The sequence below is a fragment of the Enterobacter quasihormaechei genome (assembly GCF_004331385.1).
Classification (GTDB): domain Bacteria; phylum Pseudomonadota; class Gammaproteobacteria; order Enterobacterales; family Enterobacteriaceae; genus Enterobacter; species Enterobacter quasihormaechei.
The window spans coordinates 149,406-164,949 of the sequence record NZ_SJON01000006.1; the positions used below are offsets into that span (position 1 = coordinate 149,406).

The 15,544-nt window shown below is 56.6% G+C and carries 15 protein-coding genes; 6 read left to right on the forward strand and 9 right to left on the reverse strand.

Annotation, left to right across the window (positions count from 1 at the left end; genetic code table 11):
- Positions 1 to 5: 5 nt before the first annotated feature.
- Positions 6 to 1,184: a formate-dependent phosphoribosylglycinamide formyltransferase gene (gene purT, locus E0L16_RS10700; protein ID WP_131636894.1), complete on the reverse strand. Its 1,179-nt coding sequence runs from the start codon at positions 1,182 to 1,184 to the stop codon at positions 6 to 8.
- Between the two features lie 170 nt (positions 1,185 to 1,354).
- On the opposite strand from purT, the gene E0L16_RS10705 reads away from it, so the two are divergent.
- Positions 1,355 to 2,005: a tellurite resistance TerB family protein gene (locus tag E0L16_RS10705; RefSeq protein WP_063450103.1), complete on the forward strand. Its 651-nt coding sequence runs from the start codon at positions 1,355 to 1,357 to the stop codon at positions 2,003 to 2,005.
- Positions 2,006 to 2,080: 75 nt separating this feature from the next.
- Complete coding sequence (gene ptrB, locus E0L16_RS10710; protein ID WP_107535599.1) at positions 2,081 to 4,156, forward strand: oligopeptidase B; 2,076 nt, start codon at positions 2,081 to 2,083, stop codon at positions 4,154 to 4,156.
- Here the strand turns inward: ptrB and exoX are convergent.
- From exoX to E0L16_RS10725, 3 genes are all read right to left on the reverse strand, one after another.
- Positions 4,138 to 4,800 (reverse strand): exodeoxyribonuclease X, encoded by a 663-nt coding sequence (gene exoX / locus E0L16_RS10715; protein WP_131636895.1) that lies wholly within the window; start codon positions 4,798 to 4,800, stop codon positions 4,138 to 4,140. The genes ptrB and exoX overlap by 19 nt on opposite strands.
- A gap of 24 nt (positions 4,801 to 4,824) precedes the next feature.
- Entirely contained in the window at positions 4,825 to 5,475 is a 651-nt protein-coding gene (locus tag E0L16_RS10720) for a carbon-nitrogen hydrolase family protein (protein WP_063868470.1), read from the reverse strand.
- Between the two features lie 111 nt (positions 5,476 to 5,586).
- Positions 5,587 to 5,817, reverse strand: coding sequence for a DNA polymerase III subunit theta (locus E0L16_RS10725; RefSeq protein WP_003859784.1), 231 nt, complete (start codon positions 5,815 to 5,817; stop codon positions 5,587 to 5,589).
- A 137-nt stretch (positions 5,818 to 5,954) separates the two neighbouring features.
- On the opposite strand from E0L16_RS10725, the gene yobA reads away from it, so the two are divergent.
- The 3 genes from yobA to E0L16_RS10740 are packed head-to-tail and all read left to right on the forward strand — an operon-like array spanning position 5,955 to position 7,552.
- A complete protein-coding gene (gene yobA, locus E0L16_RS10730) occupies positions 5,955 to 6,326 on the forward strand; it encodes a CopC domain-containing protein YobA (protein ID WP_107535597.1) in 372 nt (123 codons plus the stop codon).
- Position 6,327: 1 nt separating this feature from the next.
- A complete protein-coding gene (copD, locus tag E0L16_RS10735) occupies positions 6,328 to 7,197 on the forward strand; it encodes a copper homeostasis membrane protein CopD (RefSeq protein ID WP_131636896.1) in 870 nt (289 codons plus the stop codon).
- A 16-nt stretch (positions 7,198 to 7,213) separates the two neighbouring features.
- Positions 7,214 to 7,552, forward strand: coding sequence for a YebY family protein (locus tag E0L16_RS10740; protein ID WP_063868473.1), 339 nt, complete (start codon positions 7,214 to 7,216; stop codon positions 7,550 to 7,552).
- A gap of 367 nt (positions 7,553 to 7,919) precedes the next feature.
- Here the strand turns inward: E0L16_RS10740 and E0L16_RS10750 are convergent, their stop codons facing one another.
- On the reverse strand, positions 7,920 to 8,900 hold the full coding sequence (locus tag E0L16_RS10750; protein WP_131636897.1) for a VirK/YbjX family protein: 981 nt from the start codon (positions 8,898 to 8,900) through the stop codon (positions 7,920 to 7,922).
- Between the two features lie 159 nt (positions 8,901 to 9,059).
- On the opposite strand from E0L16_RS10750, the gene pphA reads away from it, so the two are divergent.
- On the forward strand, positions 9,060 to 9,704 hold the full coding sequence (gene pphA, locus E0L16_RS10755) for a protein-serine/threonine phosphatase (RefSeq protein WP_131636898.1): 645 nt from the start codon (positions 9,060 to 9,062) through the stop codon (positions 9,702 to 9,704).
- A gap of 34 nt (positions 9,705 to 9,738) precedes the next feature.
- Here the strand turns inward: pphA and E0L16_RS10760 are convergent, their stop codons facing one another.
- From E0L16_RS10760 to yebS, 4 genes are all read right to left on the reverse strand, one after another.
- Complete coding sequence (locus E0L16_RS10760) at positions 9,739 to 9,978, reverse strand: YebV family protein (protein ID WP_006176013.1); 240 nt, start codon at positions 9,976 to 9,978, stop codon at positions 9,739 to 9,741.
- A gap of 105 nt (positions 9,979 to 10,083) precedes the next feature.
- Positions 10,084 to 11,526, reverse strand: a complete 1,443-nt coding sequence (rsmF, locus tag E0L16_RS10765; RefSeq protein WP_207388503.1) for a 16S rRNA (cytosine(1407)-C(5))-methyltransferase RsmF — start codon at positions 11,524 to 11,526, stop codon at positions 10,084 to 10,086.
- Positions 11,527 to 11,603: 77 nt separating this feature from the next.
- Positions 11,604 to 14,237 carry a PqiB family protein gene (locus E0L16_RS10770; protein WP_063449631.1) on the reverse strand — a complete coding sequence of 878 codons (2,634 nt, stop codon included), beginning with the start codon at positions 14,235 to 14,237 and terminating at the stop codon, positions 11,604 to 11,606.
- Positions 14,206 to 15,489 carry a membrane integrity lipid transport subunit YebS gene (yebS, locus tag E0L16_RS10775; RefSeq protein WP_063449630.1) on the reverse strand — a complete coding sequence of 428 codons (1,284 nt, stop codon included), beginning with the start codon at positions 15,487 to 15,489 and terminating at the stop codon, positions 14,206 to 14,208. The genes E0L16_RS10770 and yebS overlap by 32 nt, the downstream gene beginning before the upstream one ends.
- Positions 15,490 to 15,544 lie beyond the last annotated feature (55 nt).

Genomic DNA, 15,544 nt, shown 5'->3' on the forward strand with positions numbered 1-15,544 from the left:
GTTGTTTACCCTGTCACTTTCACCGCAGTGGCCGCTATTTTCGCTCTTGCAACGGCTTCGTCCACGTTATCCCCGGTCGCTAATGCCACGCCCAGACGACGGGTGCCGTCGATCTCCGGTTTGCCGAACAGTCGGACCTGCAAGCCTGCGCCAACCGCACCTTCGACGTTATCAAAAGTGACATTCTGGCTGGTCAGCTGCGGCAGGATCACCGCGGAGGCAGCCGGGCCGTACTGGCGAATGCCGCCAACCGGCAGGCCGAGGAAAGCGCGCACGTGCAGCGCAAACTCGGAGAGATCCTGTGAAATCAGCGTGACCATACCGGTATCGTGCGGGCGAGGGGAGACTTCGCTGAAGATCACCTCGTCGCCGCAAACAAACAGCTCCACCCCGAACAGGCCGTAGCCGCCCAGCGCCAGCACCGTCTTGCGGGCGATCTCCTGCGCGCGCGCCAGCGCCAGCGCGCTCATCTGCTGCGGCTGCCAGGATTCGCGATAATCGCCGTCTTCCTGACGATGACCAATCGGGTCGCAGAAATAAACGCCGTCCACGGCGCTGACGGTAAGCAGGGTAATTTCGAAATCAAACTTCACCACGCCTTCCACGATGACGCGCCCGGCACCGGCACGACCACCCTGCTGGGCATAGTCCCAGGCCTGGTCCAGCGTACTGCTGTCGCGGATAAAGCTCTGCCCTTTGCCGGAGGAACTCATTACCGGCTTAATGATGCACGGGTAGCCAATCTCTTCGACGGCCTGGAGAAACGCAGCTTTATCCCCGGCAAAACGGTAGCTTGACGTCGGGAGCTGTAATTCTTCTGCGGCCAGGCGACGAATGCCTTCCCGGTTCATGGTCAGTTTTGCCGCTGTGGCGCAAGGCACTACGCGCTGGCCTTCCTGCTCAAGGGCCACCAACACCTCAGTGGCAATGGCCTCAATTTCAGGCACCACGAAATCCGGTTTTTCTTCGGCAATCAACGCCCGCAGGGCATTGCCGTCAAGCATATCAATGACGTGCGAGCGATGCGCGACGTGCATCGCTGGAGCATTCGCGTAACGGTCCACCGCAATCACCTCTACGCCCAAACGCTGGCATTCAATGGCCACTTCTTTACCCAGTTCACCCGAGCCCAACAGCATTACGCGCGTCGCGGCAGGGCGCAGCGCGGTTCCTAAACGAGTCATAAAATCCCCCTGAAAAAGTTGCGGGCAGTATAAACGAAAACGTTTGCGTCTGTCTTGTATGGGGATAGCCAGGGCAGGGGAGAAATTTGCGCTTCTTTAGCACTGACAGACATTTCCTGACACCTGCTCGCTTAGGCTGTGAAAGTACGCACCGTAACGTGAGGAAAAATATGTCAGGCTGGATGAATCAACTGCAATCCCTGTTGGGACAAAAAGGCTCGTCGTCCGGCGAGCAGGGTCTAAGCAAGCTGCTGGTGCCGGGAGCGCTCGGCGGGCTGGCCGGTTTGCTGGTTGCCAATAAATCATCGCGAAAGCTGCTGACGAAATATGGCACCGGCGCGCTGCTGGCGGGCGGAGGAGCCATTGCGGGCAGCGTTTTATGGAATAAATACAAGGACAAAGTGCGCAACGCGCATCAGGATGAACCGCAGTACGGGAAGCAGGCGACGTCGCTAGACGTACGCACCGAGCGTCTGATCCTCGCGCTGGTGTTCGCGGCCAAAAGCGACGGGCATATCGATGCCAGTGAACGCGCCGCGATCGAACAGCAAATGCGGGAAGCGGGCGTCGAGGAGCAGGGCAGGGCGCTGGTGGCGCAGGCCATTGAACAGCCGCTCGATCCGCAGCGCCTGGCGCAAAGCGTGAAAAACGAAGAAGAGGCGCTGGAACTCTATTTTCTGAGCTGTGCCGCCATCGATGTCGATCACTTTATGGAGCGCAGCTACCTGAACGCCCTCGGCGATGCGCTGAAGATCCCGCAGGACGTTCGTGAGGGGATCGAGCAGGATATTCAGCAGCAGAAACAGACCCTCGCGGGCTAGAAGGGCATGTTTCGCTTGCATCATACGCGCGTTTTGCCAACCTTATAGGATGTAAAACGAAAAAGTAAGAATGCCATGCCTCCAAAAGCCCGACGTACTCCTTATGCGATCGTCACGCATGGCGATACGCGTATAGATAACTACTACTGGCTGCGGGACGATTCTCGTTCCCGGCCAGAGGTGCTCGACTATCTGCACGAGGAAAACGACTATGGCCGAAAGGTCATGGCCAGCCAGCAGGCGCTTCAGGACAGGCTCCTGAGCGAAATGGTGCAGCGTATTCCCCAGCGCGATGTCTCAGCCCCGTGGTGCAAAAACGGCTATCGCTATCGCCATATTTACGAGCCGGGAAACGAATATCCCATCTATCAGCGCCAGTCGGTGCTGAGTGCCGAGTGGGACGAATGGGATATCCTGCTTGATGCTAATAAACGTGCGGCCCACAGTGAGTTTTACACGCTGGGCGGCATGTCGATTTCCCCTGATAACGCCATTATGGCGCTGGCGGAGGATTATCTTTCCCGCCGGCAGTACGGTTTGCGCTTCCGCAATCTTGAAACGGGAAACTGGTATCCCGAAATGCTGGATAATGTTTCCCCCGATTTTGTCTGGGGCAACGATTCAGAAACGGTCTACTACGTTAAAAAGCATGCCTCAACGCTGCTGCCTTATCAGGTCTGGCGCCACACGGTGGGGACCGATTCCGCCGACGACGAGCTGGTGTACGAGGAAAAAGACGAGACGTTCTACGTCAGCCTGCATAAAACCTCATCTCGCCACTACGTGACTATCTTCCTTGCCAGCGCCACCACCTCTGAGGTGTTGCTGCTGGATGCCGAACTGCCGGATGCGCAGCCGCTGTGCTTCCTGCCGCGCCGTAAAGATCATGAGTACAGCCTGGATCACTTCCAGCACAGCTTTTACCTGCGTTCAAATCGCGAGGGCAAAAACTTTGGTCTTTATAAAACCAAAGTGCGCGATGAACGGAAGTGGGAAGTGTTAATTCCCGCGCGCGATCAGGTGATGCTGGAGGGGTTCACCCTGTTTACAGACTGGCTGGTGGTGGAAGAGCGCCAGCGCGGGCTGACCAGTATCCGACAAATCAACCGCAAAACCCGCGAGGTGGTGGGTATTGCGTTTGATGACCCGGCTTACGTCACGTGGATTGGCTTTAACCCGGAACCGGAATCGTCCCGCCTGCGGTATGGCTATTCGTCGATGACTACCCCGGACACGTTGTTTGAACTGGATATGGACACCGGGCAGCGTCAGGTGATTAAGCAGGCGGAGGTTCGGGGATTTGAGTCGGAGAATTATCGCAGTGAGCACCTGTGGGTGACCGCGCGCGACGGCGTCGAAGTCCCCGTGTCTCTCGTCTACCACAAGGACCACTTCAACAAAGGCAAAAACCCCATCCTCGTCTACGGTTACGGCTCCTACGGATCCAGCATGGACGCCGATTTCAGCAGCAGCAGGCTGAGCCTGCTCGACCGTGGCTTTGTTTATGCGATTGCCCATATTCGCGGCGGCGGCGAGCTGGGGCAGCACTGGTATGAAGACGGAAAATTTCTCAAAAAGAAAAATACCTTCAATGATTACCTGGACGTCTGCGATGCGCTGCTTGCCCAAGGGTATGGCGATCCGCAGCTCTGCTTTGGCATGGGGGGCAGCGCCGGAGGCATGCTAATGGGCGCTGTGATTAACCAGCGGCCTGAGCTTTTTAAAGGCGTTATCGCCCAGGTGCCGTTTGTGGACGTGGTGACGACCATGCTGGATGAGTCTATTCCGCTGACCACCGGTGAGTTTGAGGAGTGGGGGAACCCGCAGGATGAAACCTATTACCGGTACATGAAAGAGTACAGTCCGTACGATAACGTCGAGGCGAAAGCCTATCCGCATATGCTGGTGACCACCGGTCTGCACGATTCCCAGGTGCAGTACTGGGAGCCAGCGAAATGGGTGGCGAAGCTGCGCGAGCTGAAAACAGACGATAATCTGCTGCTGCTGTGTACCGATATGGACTCGGGGCACGGGGGGAAATCAGGGCGATTTAAATCCTATGAAGGGGTGGCGCTGGAGTATGCCTTTTTGATTGGCCTGGCGCAGGATACGCTGCCAGGCCGCGCGGGAACTCAGGCTTCGCCTAAATAATACTTCAGCGTCAGGCGCAGTTCCGGGCTCATTCTGTCGAGGTTGTTGTACAGCCAGCGCAGGTAGCCCGGATCGTTGTCCGCCACTTCCGCTACCGGTTTCCCCCGGTATTTACCGAACGTGAAGGTGGTCAGTAGTGCGGGGCGGCCGGTAATGGTCGCCATATCGTCTGGCGTCCAGCCGGATGTATTCATGATATCAATCAGGAGCGCCGCGGTGATGTAGCAGTCATACAGGGCGCGGTGATGGTGTAGCCCTTCCGGCGTCCGCACGCTGAGTTTGCGCGACTTATACAGCGCCATATTGCTGTATTTGATCCCCGGCCACAGGCGGCGCGCCAGCTTCATGGTGCAAATCCATTCGCCGGGCATCTCCGGCAGCACACGGCGGTCAAAACTGGCGTTATGCGCGACGTACCACTGGCTGCCGTGGTAGAGGGGGATGATCTCTTCAATCCACGGCTTGTCCGCCACCATCGATTCCGTAATGCGATGAATGGCCATCGCCTGCGCACTGATGGGGCGATCCGGGCGCACCAGATGGCTCATTGGGTTGACTATCTTTCCGTCAATCACGTCGACAGAAGCGACTTCCACAATTCCGCCCTGCAAATCGCAAGTTTCGGTATCAATAACGCGTAGCATTGATCGCTCCTGATCCTAAAAGGCCTAGCCTAATGGAATGATATCGCCTTGCCAACCCTGTCGGCCTAAAGAACCGGTTAACAGCAGTTCGCCCTTGTCGGCACGCACGATAAGCTGACCTTTTTCATCCCATAACGCGCTGCCGCTGTGCGCGTTCGCCATCAACACCGCGATGGCGTATTTATGCGCGAAGCGTTGTAACGAACCGATGGACTGCCGCCAGCGGTGCTCGCCCACCGCCAGGCTGCTGGTGAACAGGGTTGCCTCCGGGTCCAGTTCCGGGGCGTCAGCCTGGTTATCAACGATGGATAGTCGTTTATCACCAGGGATCACACCCGCACCGTTGCCCTGCGGATAACGGCGGATGGTCGACAGGCTGGGCGTGAAAAGCGCGAGTCCTTTCTGACGCTGGCCGTGTTGCTGGAGCGTAATACCGGCAATCACCGTGATGAAACGTGACTGCGCGGCGTGAAGGAGGGGAGCGAGCTGCAAATCGTCAGGCGGTGGGGGTAAAGTTGCCCCGCCAGGGCCGGTAAGGGAAAGCTCGGGAAAGACGACTAAATCGCACCCCTGGCAGGCCGCCTCGTCAATGAAGTGCAGGTGGTGTTTTACGTGCTCATCAACACAGTTGTGCCGCGGAGCATACTGGGCCGCGGCTATATTCCATCGTGACATCGTGACTTCCTTATACACTAAGTCGCTGGGATTTTAAGATTACACCTAAATTTATCAGGGTTTTCTTATCCTGCCACATAACGCGTAAGGAAGTGTAACGAGACGTTAAGCTTATTTAACTTTAGGTTCGTACGGCAGGCGTGAGAGGTTGACGGAAGCAAGGCGATGCGCGATCAGACGTTCGCGAAACCAGTCGCGCAGATGCGCAGGCTGTTCACGCTCTACCACTTCAGCCACGACGGGCATATTGTAACGCTCTTTGAATGCGACACCCGCGGCGGCGAGATCGACATTCACTTTGTCCATCTCGTCCTGAGGAAGGGCGGCCAGGTTAACGTTCATTTCCTTCTCCTTTTTCTGCGGCGGCAACGTTACCGCGATTGTTCAACGATGACAAGGGAGCAAAGGATGTTCCTCGACTCGTTAATTATACAGAGTTATTCTTTAGCATTCAGGCATAACGAAAAGGAATGATTGTGATGCACTTTACCCCTTCCCGCGTCGCGTGCGCGCTGGTTTTTCTGCTCTCTTCAGCAACCGCGCCCTCAGCTCTGGCCCATGCGCACCTTAAGCAACAATCCCCGCAGGAGAATACCGTCGCGACGGCACCCGACGTCATTACCCTGAATTTCTCGGAAGGCATTGAGCCAGCCTTTAGCGGCGTTGTGGTGACGGACGCGCAGAAGCACACGATCCAGACCGGTGCGGTGAAGCGTGACGAAAAGGATAACGCAAAGCTGATTGTTCCCCTTGAGAAACCGTTGCCGACCGGCACCTACACGGTGGACTGGCACGTGGTCTCCGTGGACGGCCACAAAACCAAGGGCAGCTATCACTTTAGCGTGAAATAGTATGCTGGCCCTGAGCTACGTAGCGTTACGCTTTATCCATTTTGCTGCGCTGATGCTGCTTTTCGGCAACGCGCTTTACAGCGTCTGGTTTGCACCGTCTTCGTTGCAGCGCCTCATGACGCAACGTTTCCAGCGCCAGCAGAAAATCGCGGCCTTAATCAGCCTGATGGCTGCTCTGCTGATGTTCGGCCTGCAAAGTGGGTTAATGGGTAACGGCTGGGGCGACGTCATTAGCCCGGCGGTCTGGCGCAGCGTGCTGGGAACGCAGTTTGGTGGCGTCTGGCTGTGGCAAATGGTTTTGGCCGCTGTGACAGCGGGCGCGGCATGGCTTACTCCACAGAAAGGCTCGCGGCTGTTACTGCTTGCCATGGGGCAACTTGTGCTGCTGGCGGGCGTCGGACATGCCGCAATGAACGGCGGCGCACCGGGAGCGTTGCATCGTCTGAACCATGCGCTTCATCTGCTGTGCGCCGCGACCTGGGTGGGCGGGTTACTGCCGCTGCTGTTCTGTATGCGTCTGGCGAAAGGCCGCTGGCAGCCAGCCGCTATTTTCACCATGATGCGCTTCTCCCGCGTGGGGCATTACGCCGTTGGCGGCGTGCTGCTGACCGGGATCATCAACACGCTCTTTATTGTGGGCATAGACGTGCCGTGGCAGGCGCCTTATGTACGGCTGTTGTTGTTCAAATGTGCGCTGGTCATCATGATGGTGGCAATTGCACTGGCGAATCGGTATTTTCTTGTGCCACGCTTTCGCCCTGATGCCGGGCGGGAACAACAGATTTTTATCAGGATGACACAGGCAGAAGTGGTGCTGGGCGCGCTGGTACTGGCGGCCGTCAGCCTGTTCGCGACCTGGGAACCCTTCTGACAAGGTTATATAACATATGAAAAAGACGCTGCTTTCTCTTTTACTTCTCACCTGTGCCAGCAGTGCGCTGGCCGCGCCGCAGGTCATCACCGTCAGCCGGTTCGAGGTGGGCAAGGACAACTGGGCTTTCAACCGTGAAGAGGTCATGCTCACCTGCCGTCCCGGCCACGCGCTGTACGTCATTAATCCCAGCACGCTCGTGCAGTATCCGTTAAATGACGTTGCGGAGCAGCAGGTTGCCAGCGGCAAAAGTAACGGACAGCCTGTCAGCGTGATCCAGGTCGACGATCCGGCAAACCCCGGGCAGAAGAAGAGCCTGGCGCCGTTTATTGAGCGCGCTGAAAAACTCTGCTAGCAGTCAGGTTTCCAATAAAAAAAACCGCAGGTGCTTGTAAAAGCTCTGCGGTTTTTCACATTTAGTGATGTTTTAACGCTTTTTTTCAGGCCACTTTTACTGTGGACTGGAAAACCTGACGTCGTCATCTATTCTTAAAGGGCAAGGCGATTGAGCCTGCATTAATGCCAACTTTTAGCGCACGGCTCTCTCCCAAGAGCCATTTCCCTGGACCGAATACAGGAATCGTATTCGGTCTCTTTTTATCTGCTTCATAGTAAACGATAAAATCCGGTTTTCGTCTCAGCAGAAGGTTCACTTCCTGTGCGCCTGCTTAAAACATACCACAACCCGGCAGGCGTAAGTCCAGTCCTTTTTGGCTGTTTTGTTAAATTTTTGTTTGTTTTTCGCCTGAGGTCGACAAGGGCTCAATCCGCGCATTGACGGAAGCCGCAATATTATCGAGAAGCGCAAAGCGGCGGCGGTATTCTGCGCGTTTCTTGCTGGCGATCTCATCCAGCGATTTGCGCGCTATCCGCAGCGGCAGCTGCCAGCAAAGAGGTGAGAGCTGTTTTCCGTTCAGGCTTTCCCAGAACTCGTCGTAGCTGGCGTGGAAATGTCGGCCTTTGCTCAGCCGGTAGCGCAGGGCGCGAAATACGTGCCCCTCATCGCTGACGGCAAAGATAGCGCTGATGTTCGAGTGTGAGGCGAGCTGGAAGATCACCTCCATCAGCACGCGCTTCGGGAACAGCCCGTGGCAGGCACGTGTGGCCTGCTTGATAACGTCCCGCGAGACGCTGCGGCGTGGCCCCTGAAGGCCGCCAATCACCAGCACCGAGCGCCCGTTGCTGCGCGCAACGCAAAACGTCAGGCTGGCGAGAAGGGTATCTTCATGGTCGTGCAGCCACAGCGTACTTTCTCCCTCGCGTTCGGCCTTGCCCGCAGAGGAGGCTGTAACGGTATAGATCACCCCGTTTTTCGCCTCAAACTGCGCCACGGGCAACTCATTGGGGCTCGCGAGGGCGTGAGCGAGCATCCGGTCTTTCAGGCTGTCAATCCAGTGGTAGTGGCTGACGATGGCGTCGGCTCTGTCATTGGCGTTCAGGCCGCGCATCAGGTACTGACGGTGGGTTTTGCTCGGCAGCGTAATTTGTGCCGCCAGTAATCTGTCAAAATCATCGCGTCCGGATAGCGCCTCCAGCATACGATGGGTGGAAGACCAGAATAAAAGCGAGCGCAAAAGAAACTTCAGACGGTATTCACGTTTTTGCCAGATAGGCCCTGGAACGCGTTTTCCCTTAATCAGTTCCGAAATAATATTTGTGCGATGCGGATAAAAAACATCTTTTTGCAGGTGTAAGTTCGACACGTAAAAATCCCTCGTTTTATTGCGCTCTATTTTAGGGGGCCGCTAATAAAGGATTAATAGCGCGGCAGGGTTTATTTCCGGCTGGTTGAGGGTTTGTTGGGGTTTGTAATATCTGTCTGGACATTTTCTGCTGCGGCTATACTTCAGAATGGAGGGCTTATGTATCAGAAAATAGAGGGTAAAGACTGGCGTCATGTCTGGGTTGTCAGCGATATTCATGGTTGCTATCAGCAGCTTTTAGATGCGCTGAAACGTCGGCATTTTAATCCTGATACGGATCTGCTGATCTCCGTGGGAGATATTATCGATCGCGGGCCTGACAGCGTAAAATGTTTACAGCTGATACAGGAAAACTGGTTTTATGCGGTGCGCGGCAATCACGAGCAAATGGCGTTAGATGCGCTGGAAAATAATGATTTTAGCCTGTGGTCGGTAAATGGCGGTATTTGGTTTAGCGCGCTTAAGGGTGAGCAACAAAAACAGGCGCTGACGTTACTCAACGCCTGCCGGACCTTACCGCACGTCATTGAAATAACCTGCATAAATGGCCTGAACGTTGTGGCTCATGCGGATTATCCCTCAGCCGAATATGTCTGGCAAAAGCCGGTTGATGCCAGGCGCGTGCTGTGGGACCGCGATCGTTTAATGGGCTTTATGGTGGGTAAAGGCCAGGGCGTTAGCGGGGCGGATCACTTCTGGTTTGGACACACGCCCGTAGACAAGCGGTATGACTTTAACAATCTGCACTATATCGATACGGGGGCGGTGTTTGGGGGCTTCCTGACGCTGGTGCAGCTTCAGTAATAAATAACCCGCCTTCGGGCGGGTTCTCTTTGGGTCAGGCAAGACGCAGGACCCAGGCATCGGTTTTACTGTCGTAATGCTCACGGTACAGAACGGAATGTTCCCCATCAAGGATCGCCGGGACGCTGGTGTCTGCATCCCAGGCGTCCAGTTGCATGCACAAATCCGGATCGGATTTGCAGGGAATACTTAACGTTCGATCGCCTTGTGCTTCGCCGCGCAATTCAGCGTCGTCGATTTCAAAAGCGCCAATGCGTACGCTGGTTTTCGTCATAATGCTCTCCGGTTTGTTGCCCAAAATCTGGTATGACCAGTGCAGTCACCCATTTTTGATCCTAGACAAGGAGAGCGAAATCGCCAGTAAAAAAATGCGTTTTTTTCAGGCGGTGCGGCTGTTACCGGTAAACAGACGGCCATCGCGAACCAGTTCACGCGGATAACTGTTTTTCAGCCGCGAGCCGACTTTTTTCGCCAGACCCAGCGGAAAACCCTGATACGTCACGATCGTTTCATCCTGCGCCGGACCGTTTTCCGGGTAAACGTCACGACCGCGATACCACTCTTCCGCTTCCTGATGCGTCAGGGCGAACGTGTTTTCATGACCAGCCAGCGCAATGACCGCTTCATGCTGCCAGCGATAGCCTTTGTTGTGGATCTCCGCCAGGCGAATACCAAGGCGGGAGAAACGCACTTTACCCATCAGCGGTTCGATATGGGTCGGGAACAGCCACAGCTCTTTGTCACGCATCCAGAGGTGCAGGCTCTCATCCCAGTGCAGTCCCACTTTGTTTGCAGCCGCCTCCACCTGTGCCGCTTCACGGCCTTTAACCGGCGTGAAGGGGAATTTACCGACTTTAAACGTCGGCGCGGGCAGGGGCTCCACGGCGCCGGTTTTACGCAGGCGCGCGACGAAGAAACCTTCGCAATCGTAAATCTGCGGGAAGACATGCAGGAAGCCTTCAGGCGTGGCGGCTTCACTGGCCGAGTCAAACAGCGTATCCAGCGGTAAAAACTCGACGGCGTCCGGATAGCGCGCCTTCAGCCACAGGCAGACATCCTCGTTTTCATCGCGGTTCAGCGTGCAGGTGGAGTAAACCAGCGTGCCGCCGGGGCGCAGGGCATGGAACGCGCTGTCGATCAGTTCACGCTGCGTGGCGGCGATCTCAAGGTTGCTTTCAACGGACCAGTTTTTTAATGCATCAGGATCTTTGCGCACCACGCCTTCGCCGGAGCAGGGCGCATCAAGCAGGATGGCATCAAAGGCTTCCGGCAGGGCAGCCCCAAAAACGCGACCGTCAAAGTGCGTTAACGCGACGTTGTGGATCCCGCAGCGGCTGATATTGGCGTGGAGAACCTTCACGCGGCTGGCGGAAAATTCGTTGGCGAGGATCGCGCCGCGGTTGTTCATCCGGGCGGCAATCTGCGTGGTTTTAGAGCCCGGCGCCGCGGCGACATCCATCACCCGTTCAGGCTGGTTATCATCGGCAAACAGCGCGGCAACCGGCAGCATGGAGCTGGCTTCCTGAATATAAAACAGCCCGCTCAGGTGCTCGGCGGTGCTGCCGAGGGGCAAACTTTCCTCGTCATCCCGCTCGATCCAGAACCCTTCTTCACACCACGGCACCGGCGTCAGCTGCCAGCCGTAGGGGGAGACGAGATCCAGAAATGCCCCGACGCTGATTTTTAGCGTATTGACGCGAATACTCCGGCGCAAAGGGCGCTGGCAGGCGGCGATGAAATCGTCGAATGAGAGATGAGCAGGAAGCGCCTCGCGCATCTGCGCGAGGAATTGTTCGGGAAGAAATACGGAGTTTTGAGCCACGGGCACACCACAGGGAAACATTCAGGCGCGCAGTGTAACATAAAGGCTCCGGCGCGTTGACACCGGAGCCTGCGAGATTAACGCGGCAGCGCCGTGCCCCATTCGCGCCACTCTTTCGGTTCACTTTCCAGCAGCAGGAAGTGTTTACCTGCCTGCGCCTTCGGTGCCAGAGGCGTGCCAGGCGGCGTCGCGAAGGCAATGCCGCCGCGAATGAACTGGTTAAAGGTCCCCGTTTTCACCACGCCGCCGGTCAGGCCGAAGTCGAGGGAGTAACCTGAAGCCAGCCAGAACACCGAGTTATTGCGGACCAGATGCTGATAACGCTGGCTGATGCGCAGGCCGACCATCACGCGATCGGACAGATTACCCAGCGTCAGGCTGGTTACCGTCCCGACCTCAATGCCGCGGAACAGCACCGGCGTGCCGATGCCCAGCGAACCGGCTTCCGGCACTTCAACCACGATGCTCAGACCGTCCAGATAGCGGGAATCGGTGATGGTCGCCTCCTGCAACTCAAACTCACGACGCGCGTTGCCGCGACCCGGTTCAACGTTAATGTACGGCTGAAGTATAGTGTCGAGGTGCTCAACCCCTGCGGCAGAAATTTGCGGCGTAACCACCGAGAAGCGCGAGCCAGCGCGGGCAAACGTCTGCACATATTCCGGATAAAGCACGGCGGTGGCCTGGACTTCATTGCGCGCGGTGATGAGCTTCAGCTTCTGGACCTGCCCGATATCAATGCCGAGATAGCGGATAGGCATCCCCTCCGCCAGTTTACCGGCGTCAAAGGTATGTAGCGTGATCTGCCCCCCGACGGCGCGCGCTGCGGTTTCAGACGGGAAGAGGATCCGCTTGTCACCTTTACGCATGTTGCCGCCCGCGCCGCTCAGGTTGTCAAAGCTGATCGCACCGCGCAGGGCACGGGAGAGGGGAGACGCCTGTACGGTCAGGCCGCTGCCGTTAAGCTGCACCTTCGCGCCGCCTTCCGCCCAGAACACGCTGTTTGGCGTGAGCAGCTTGCGGTACTCCGGCTTGATGTGCAGTTCGATATCAAACGCGTCCGCGCGAGGGCGAACGGTGATCACTTCCCCGACCTCAAACTTGCGATAGAGCACCACGGAGCCCGCCTGGACATCCGGCAGCGTTTCAGCACTTAAGGTCAGCGTGGTGGTCGGCAAGTCGCCCATGCTGTTTTCAATGGCTTTGTCCAGATTTGCGAACAGCGGATAGCTCTCGCGCAGCGCACCTTTGCTGCCCGGCAGAATGCGGATCCCGCCGTTAACCCACTCGCTGGCGCTGGCGCCGAGGAACTCAACGCCGTCCAGGCCCACCTTCACGTCGACCCGGCTGTTGACCACAAATTTACTGTCGCCGTGAACCAGATTGCTGTACTGCGGATCGATGGCGGCGGAGAAGGAGACCCCTTTTTCTGTCAGCTTACGTTCGAGAACCTGGCCTACCTGCACACCGTGCAGGATCAGCGGCTGTCCGGCTTCGATGCCATAGCTCTCCGGTGCGTTCAGGGTAATCGTCTGCACGCCCGGCTTTTGCAGCAGCGCTTTATCCGCCGGGGCGATAACAAAGGTTTTATTCGGCTGGCCTTCTCCCGGGATCAGCTCGAAGGTACTGCCGGTCAGCAGCGAACTGATGCTGGCGTCGCTGAGCGACAGCTTCGGATTACGCAGCTCGATACGCGTCTTCTCCCGCAGGAGATCGACCACGCTAGGATCCACGGTCATTTCGCCGGTGACGGAGCCGCCTGCATTGAGGGTTAATTTCGTCAGCTGGCCGACCTCTAACCCCTGGTACATCAGCGGGGTTGAGCCGGCTTTCAGTCCTTTAGCATCAGGCAGGGTCAGCTTGACGATGACGCCGCGCTGGCTGTGCGCCAGGTCAGCATACAGGCCAAACGTATCTTCAGCGGCGGCAGGGCTTGAGCCTTCCGGGGAATCGAAGGCGATAGCGCCATTCACCAGCGCCGCCAGGCTCTCAAGCTTCACTTTCGCACCGCTTAAGCTTAGATCGGCATCGACGCCGGAGACGTTCCAGAAGCGGCTGCCTTTTTTCACCAGGTTGGTAAAGCGCCGTTCGATCAGCACGTCGATGGTCACGCCGTCTTTGTTCGGGTTAATGGCGTAATCATACACGCGGCCAACCGGAATTTTGCGGAAATAGACCAGAGAACCGCTGTTCAGCGATCCTAAATCCGGCGCGCGGAGATGGATCATCAAATCGCCGTTATTCAGCCGGTATTTTGGCTGCGTATCCAGCGCAACGAAGTGATCCTGCGGCTCACCTTTACCGGGCATCATGCCGATATAGTTACCGCCCACAAGCGCATCCAGCCCGGAAACACCGGCCAGCGAGGCTTTTGGCGTTACCAGCCAGAACTGCGTTTCGGCGCGCAGCGCGTCCTGCATATCGGACTTAATGCTCGCCCGCACCTGGATTTTGTTCAGCCCTTTGCCGAGAGAGATATCCTGCACGGTACCCACTTCCACCCCCTGGAAGCGAACGGGGGTACGTCCGGCGACAATGCCGTCCGCAGACTGGAAATCAATCGTGATGGTACTTCCGCGATCTTCATAGCTCGTCCAGATAAGCCAGCCTGCGATCATCAGTGCGATGACAGGCAGCAGCCAGAATGGCGAAATACGACGTTTAGTTTTAATTCTCGCTTCAGTCGGCGAAGCGGGCGTTTCCTGACTCATGTGCGTCCCAAAGTAAGCGGCTGTCCAGCCATTCCACTGCAAGAATAGTCAATATCACCGCAGAGCCGAAATAAAAAGCTGCGGGTCCCATGGTAAAAGCAAGTAACTGATCGCGATTGATGAGCGACATCATCAGCGAAATCACGAACAGATCCAACATCGACCAGCGACCGATCCAGGTCACGAATCGCAGAAGCAGGATGCGGGTGCGGAGTCCTTGTTCGCATTTAAAGTGAATGCTGATAAGTAGCGTAAACATCACCACCACTTTGGTAAAGGGCACCAGAATACTGGCGATAAAAACAATCGCGGCGACCCCCACGTTACTGTGCGCCAGAGAAATAATCCCGGAGAGGATAGTATCTTCCTGGCGGGCACCGTTCACGTAAATCACCGAGATAGGCAGCATGTTGGCCGGGAACAAAAATACCAGCGAGGCGATGAGCGCCGCCCAGCATTTTTGCAGGCTATTGTTGCGCCGCAATCTTAGCGGAATATGGCAGCGCGGGCACCTGCCGCGTTTATCCGGAAAACCGGTGTAATGACATCCCAGGCAGACGCGCAGGTTTTCATCAGGCCGTGTCGCGGGGCGCTGCGGGTAAAAGCGCTCCCAGAGCTGTTCAACGTTCAGATGAATCATGGTCAAAATGCTCAGCAGGACCAGCGATATGAACGCAAAAAGGCCAATGCCGGGCTGTAAAAACGCGTAGTCCTGCACCTTGATGGAGGCAACGCCGACGCCCACTAGATAGATATCCAGCATGACCCACTCTTTGAGCTTATCCAGCATCAGCAGAACCGGGCGCAGGTTCATCCCCAGAATATTGCCAAACCACAGGTAGGCAATCGCCGCGACCAGCACCAGCGGCGCGCCGACCACGCAGAACAGCACCATCGCGCCGGTGAGCGGATCGCCCTCGCGCGTCATCTGCCAGATCCCCTGAAATACGTTGGCGTCGATGCGCACGCCCAGAAGATAGAGCTTCAGCAGCGGTTCGGTCCAGGCAAACGGCATCAGCAGCAGCATGGTGACCGCCATTGCGGCCAGACGCGTTAGCGACCAGTCTCGTCCATCGCGAATTTTGGCATCGCAGCGAGGACAAAAGGCGCTTTGGTGCGATTTCATCTTCGGCAACATAAAAAGCGTATCGCACTGGGGGCAACGCTGATAATGTGCACGAGGCAAAGCTTCGCTTACCGTATGGATAACGATCTTTCCTGTCGGCGTAATTTTGGGTGTTTTTATGGCCATGAGTCGCGCGCGGTTTAGTATTGTTGAAAGTTATAATAACTCATGTACGGATTCA

What these genes read in the sequence shown, in the direction of transcription:
- exoX (WP_131636895.1), bottom strand. Translation starts at nt 4,800, where the DNA reads ATGCTACGCGTTATTGATACCGAAACTTGCGATTTGCAGGGCGGAATT.
- E0L16_RS10705 (WP_063450103.1), top strand. Translation starts at nt 1,355, where the DNA reads ATGTCAGGCTGGATGAATCAACTGCAATCCCTGTTGGGACAAAAAGGC.
- E0L16_RS10720 (WP_063868470.1), bottom strand. Translation starts at nt 5,475, where the DNA reads ATGTCACGATGGAATATAGCCGCGGCCCAGTATGCTCCGCGGCACAAC.
- E0L16_RS10725 (WP_003859784.1), bottom strand. Translation starts at nt 5,817, where the DNA reads ATGAACGTTAACCTGGCCGCCCTTCCTCAGGACGAGATGGACAAAGTG.
- ptrB (WP_107535599.1), top strand. Translation starts at nt 2,081, where the DNA reads ATGCCTCCAAAAGCCCGACGTACTCCTTATGCGATCGTCACGCATGGC.
- pphA (WP_131636898.1), top strand. Translation starts at nt 9,060, where the DNA reads ATGTATCAGAAAATAGAGGGTAAAGACTGGCGTCATGTCTGGGTTGTC.
- E0L16_RS10740 (WP_063868473.1), top strand. Translation starts at nt 7,214, where the DNA reads ATGAAAAAGACGCTGCTTTCTCTTTTACTTCTCACCTGTGCCAGCAGT.
- yobA (WP_107535597.1), top strand. Translation starts at nt 5,955, where the DNA reads ATGCACTTTACCCCTTCCCGCGTCGCGTGCGCGCTGGTTTTTCTGCTC.
- copD (WP_131636896.1), top strand. Translation starts at nt 6,328, where the DNA reads ATGCTGGCCCTGAGCTACGTAGCGTTACGCTTTATCCATTTTGCTGCG.
- E0L16_RS10760 (WP_006176013.1), bottom strand. Translation starts at nt 9,978, where the DNA reads ATGACGAAAACCAGCGTACGCATTGGCGCTTTTGAAATCGACGACGCT.
- purT (WP_131636894.1), bottom strand. Translation starts at nt 1,184, where the DNA reads ATGACTCGTTTAGGAACCGCGCTGCGCCCTGCCGCGACGCGCGTAATG.
- yebS (WP_063449630.1), bottom strand. Translation starts at nt 15,489, where the DNA reads ATGGCCATAAAAACACCCAAAATTACGCCGACAGGAAAGATCGTTATC.
- E0L16_RS10770 (WP_063449631.1), bottom strand. Translation starts at nt 14,237, where the DNA reads ATGAGTCAGGAAACGCCCGCTTCGCCGACTGAAGCGAGAATTAAAACT.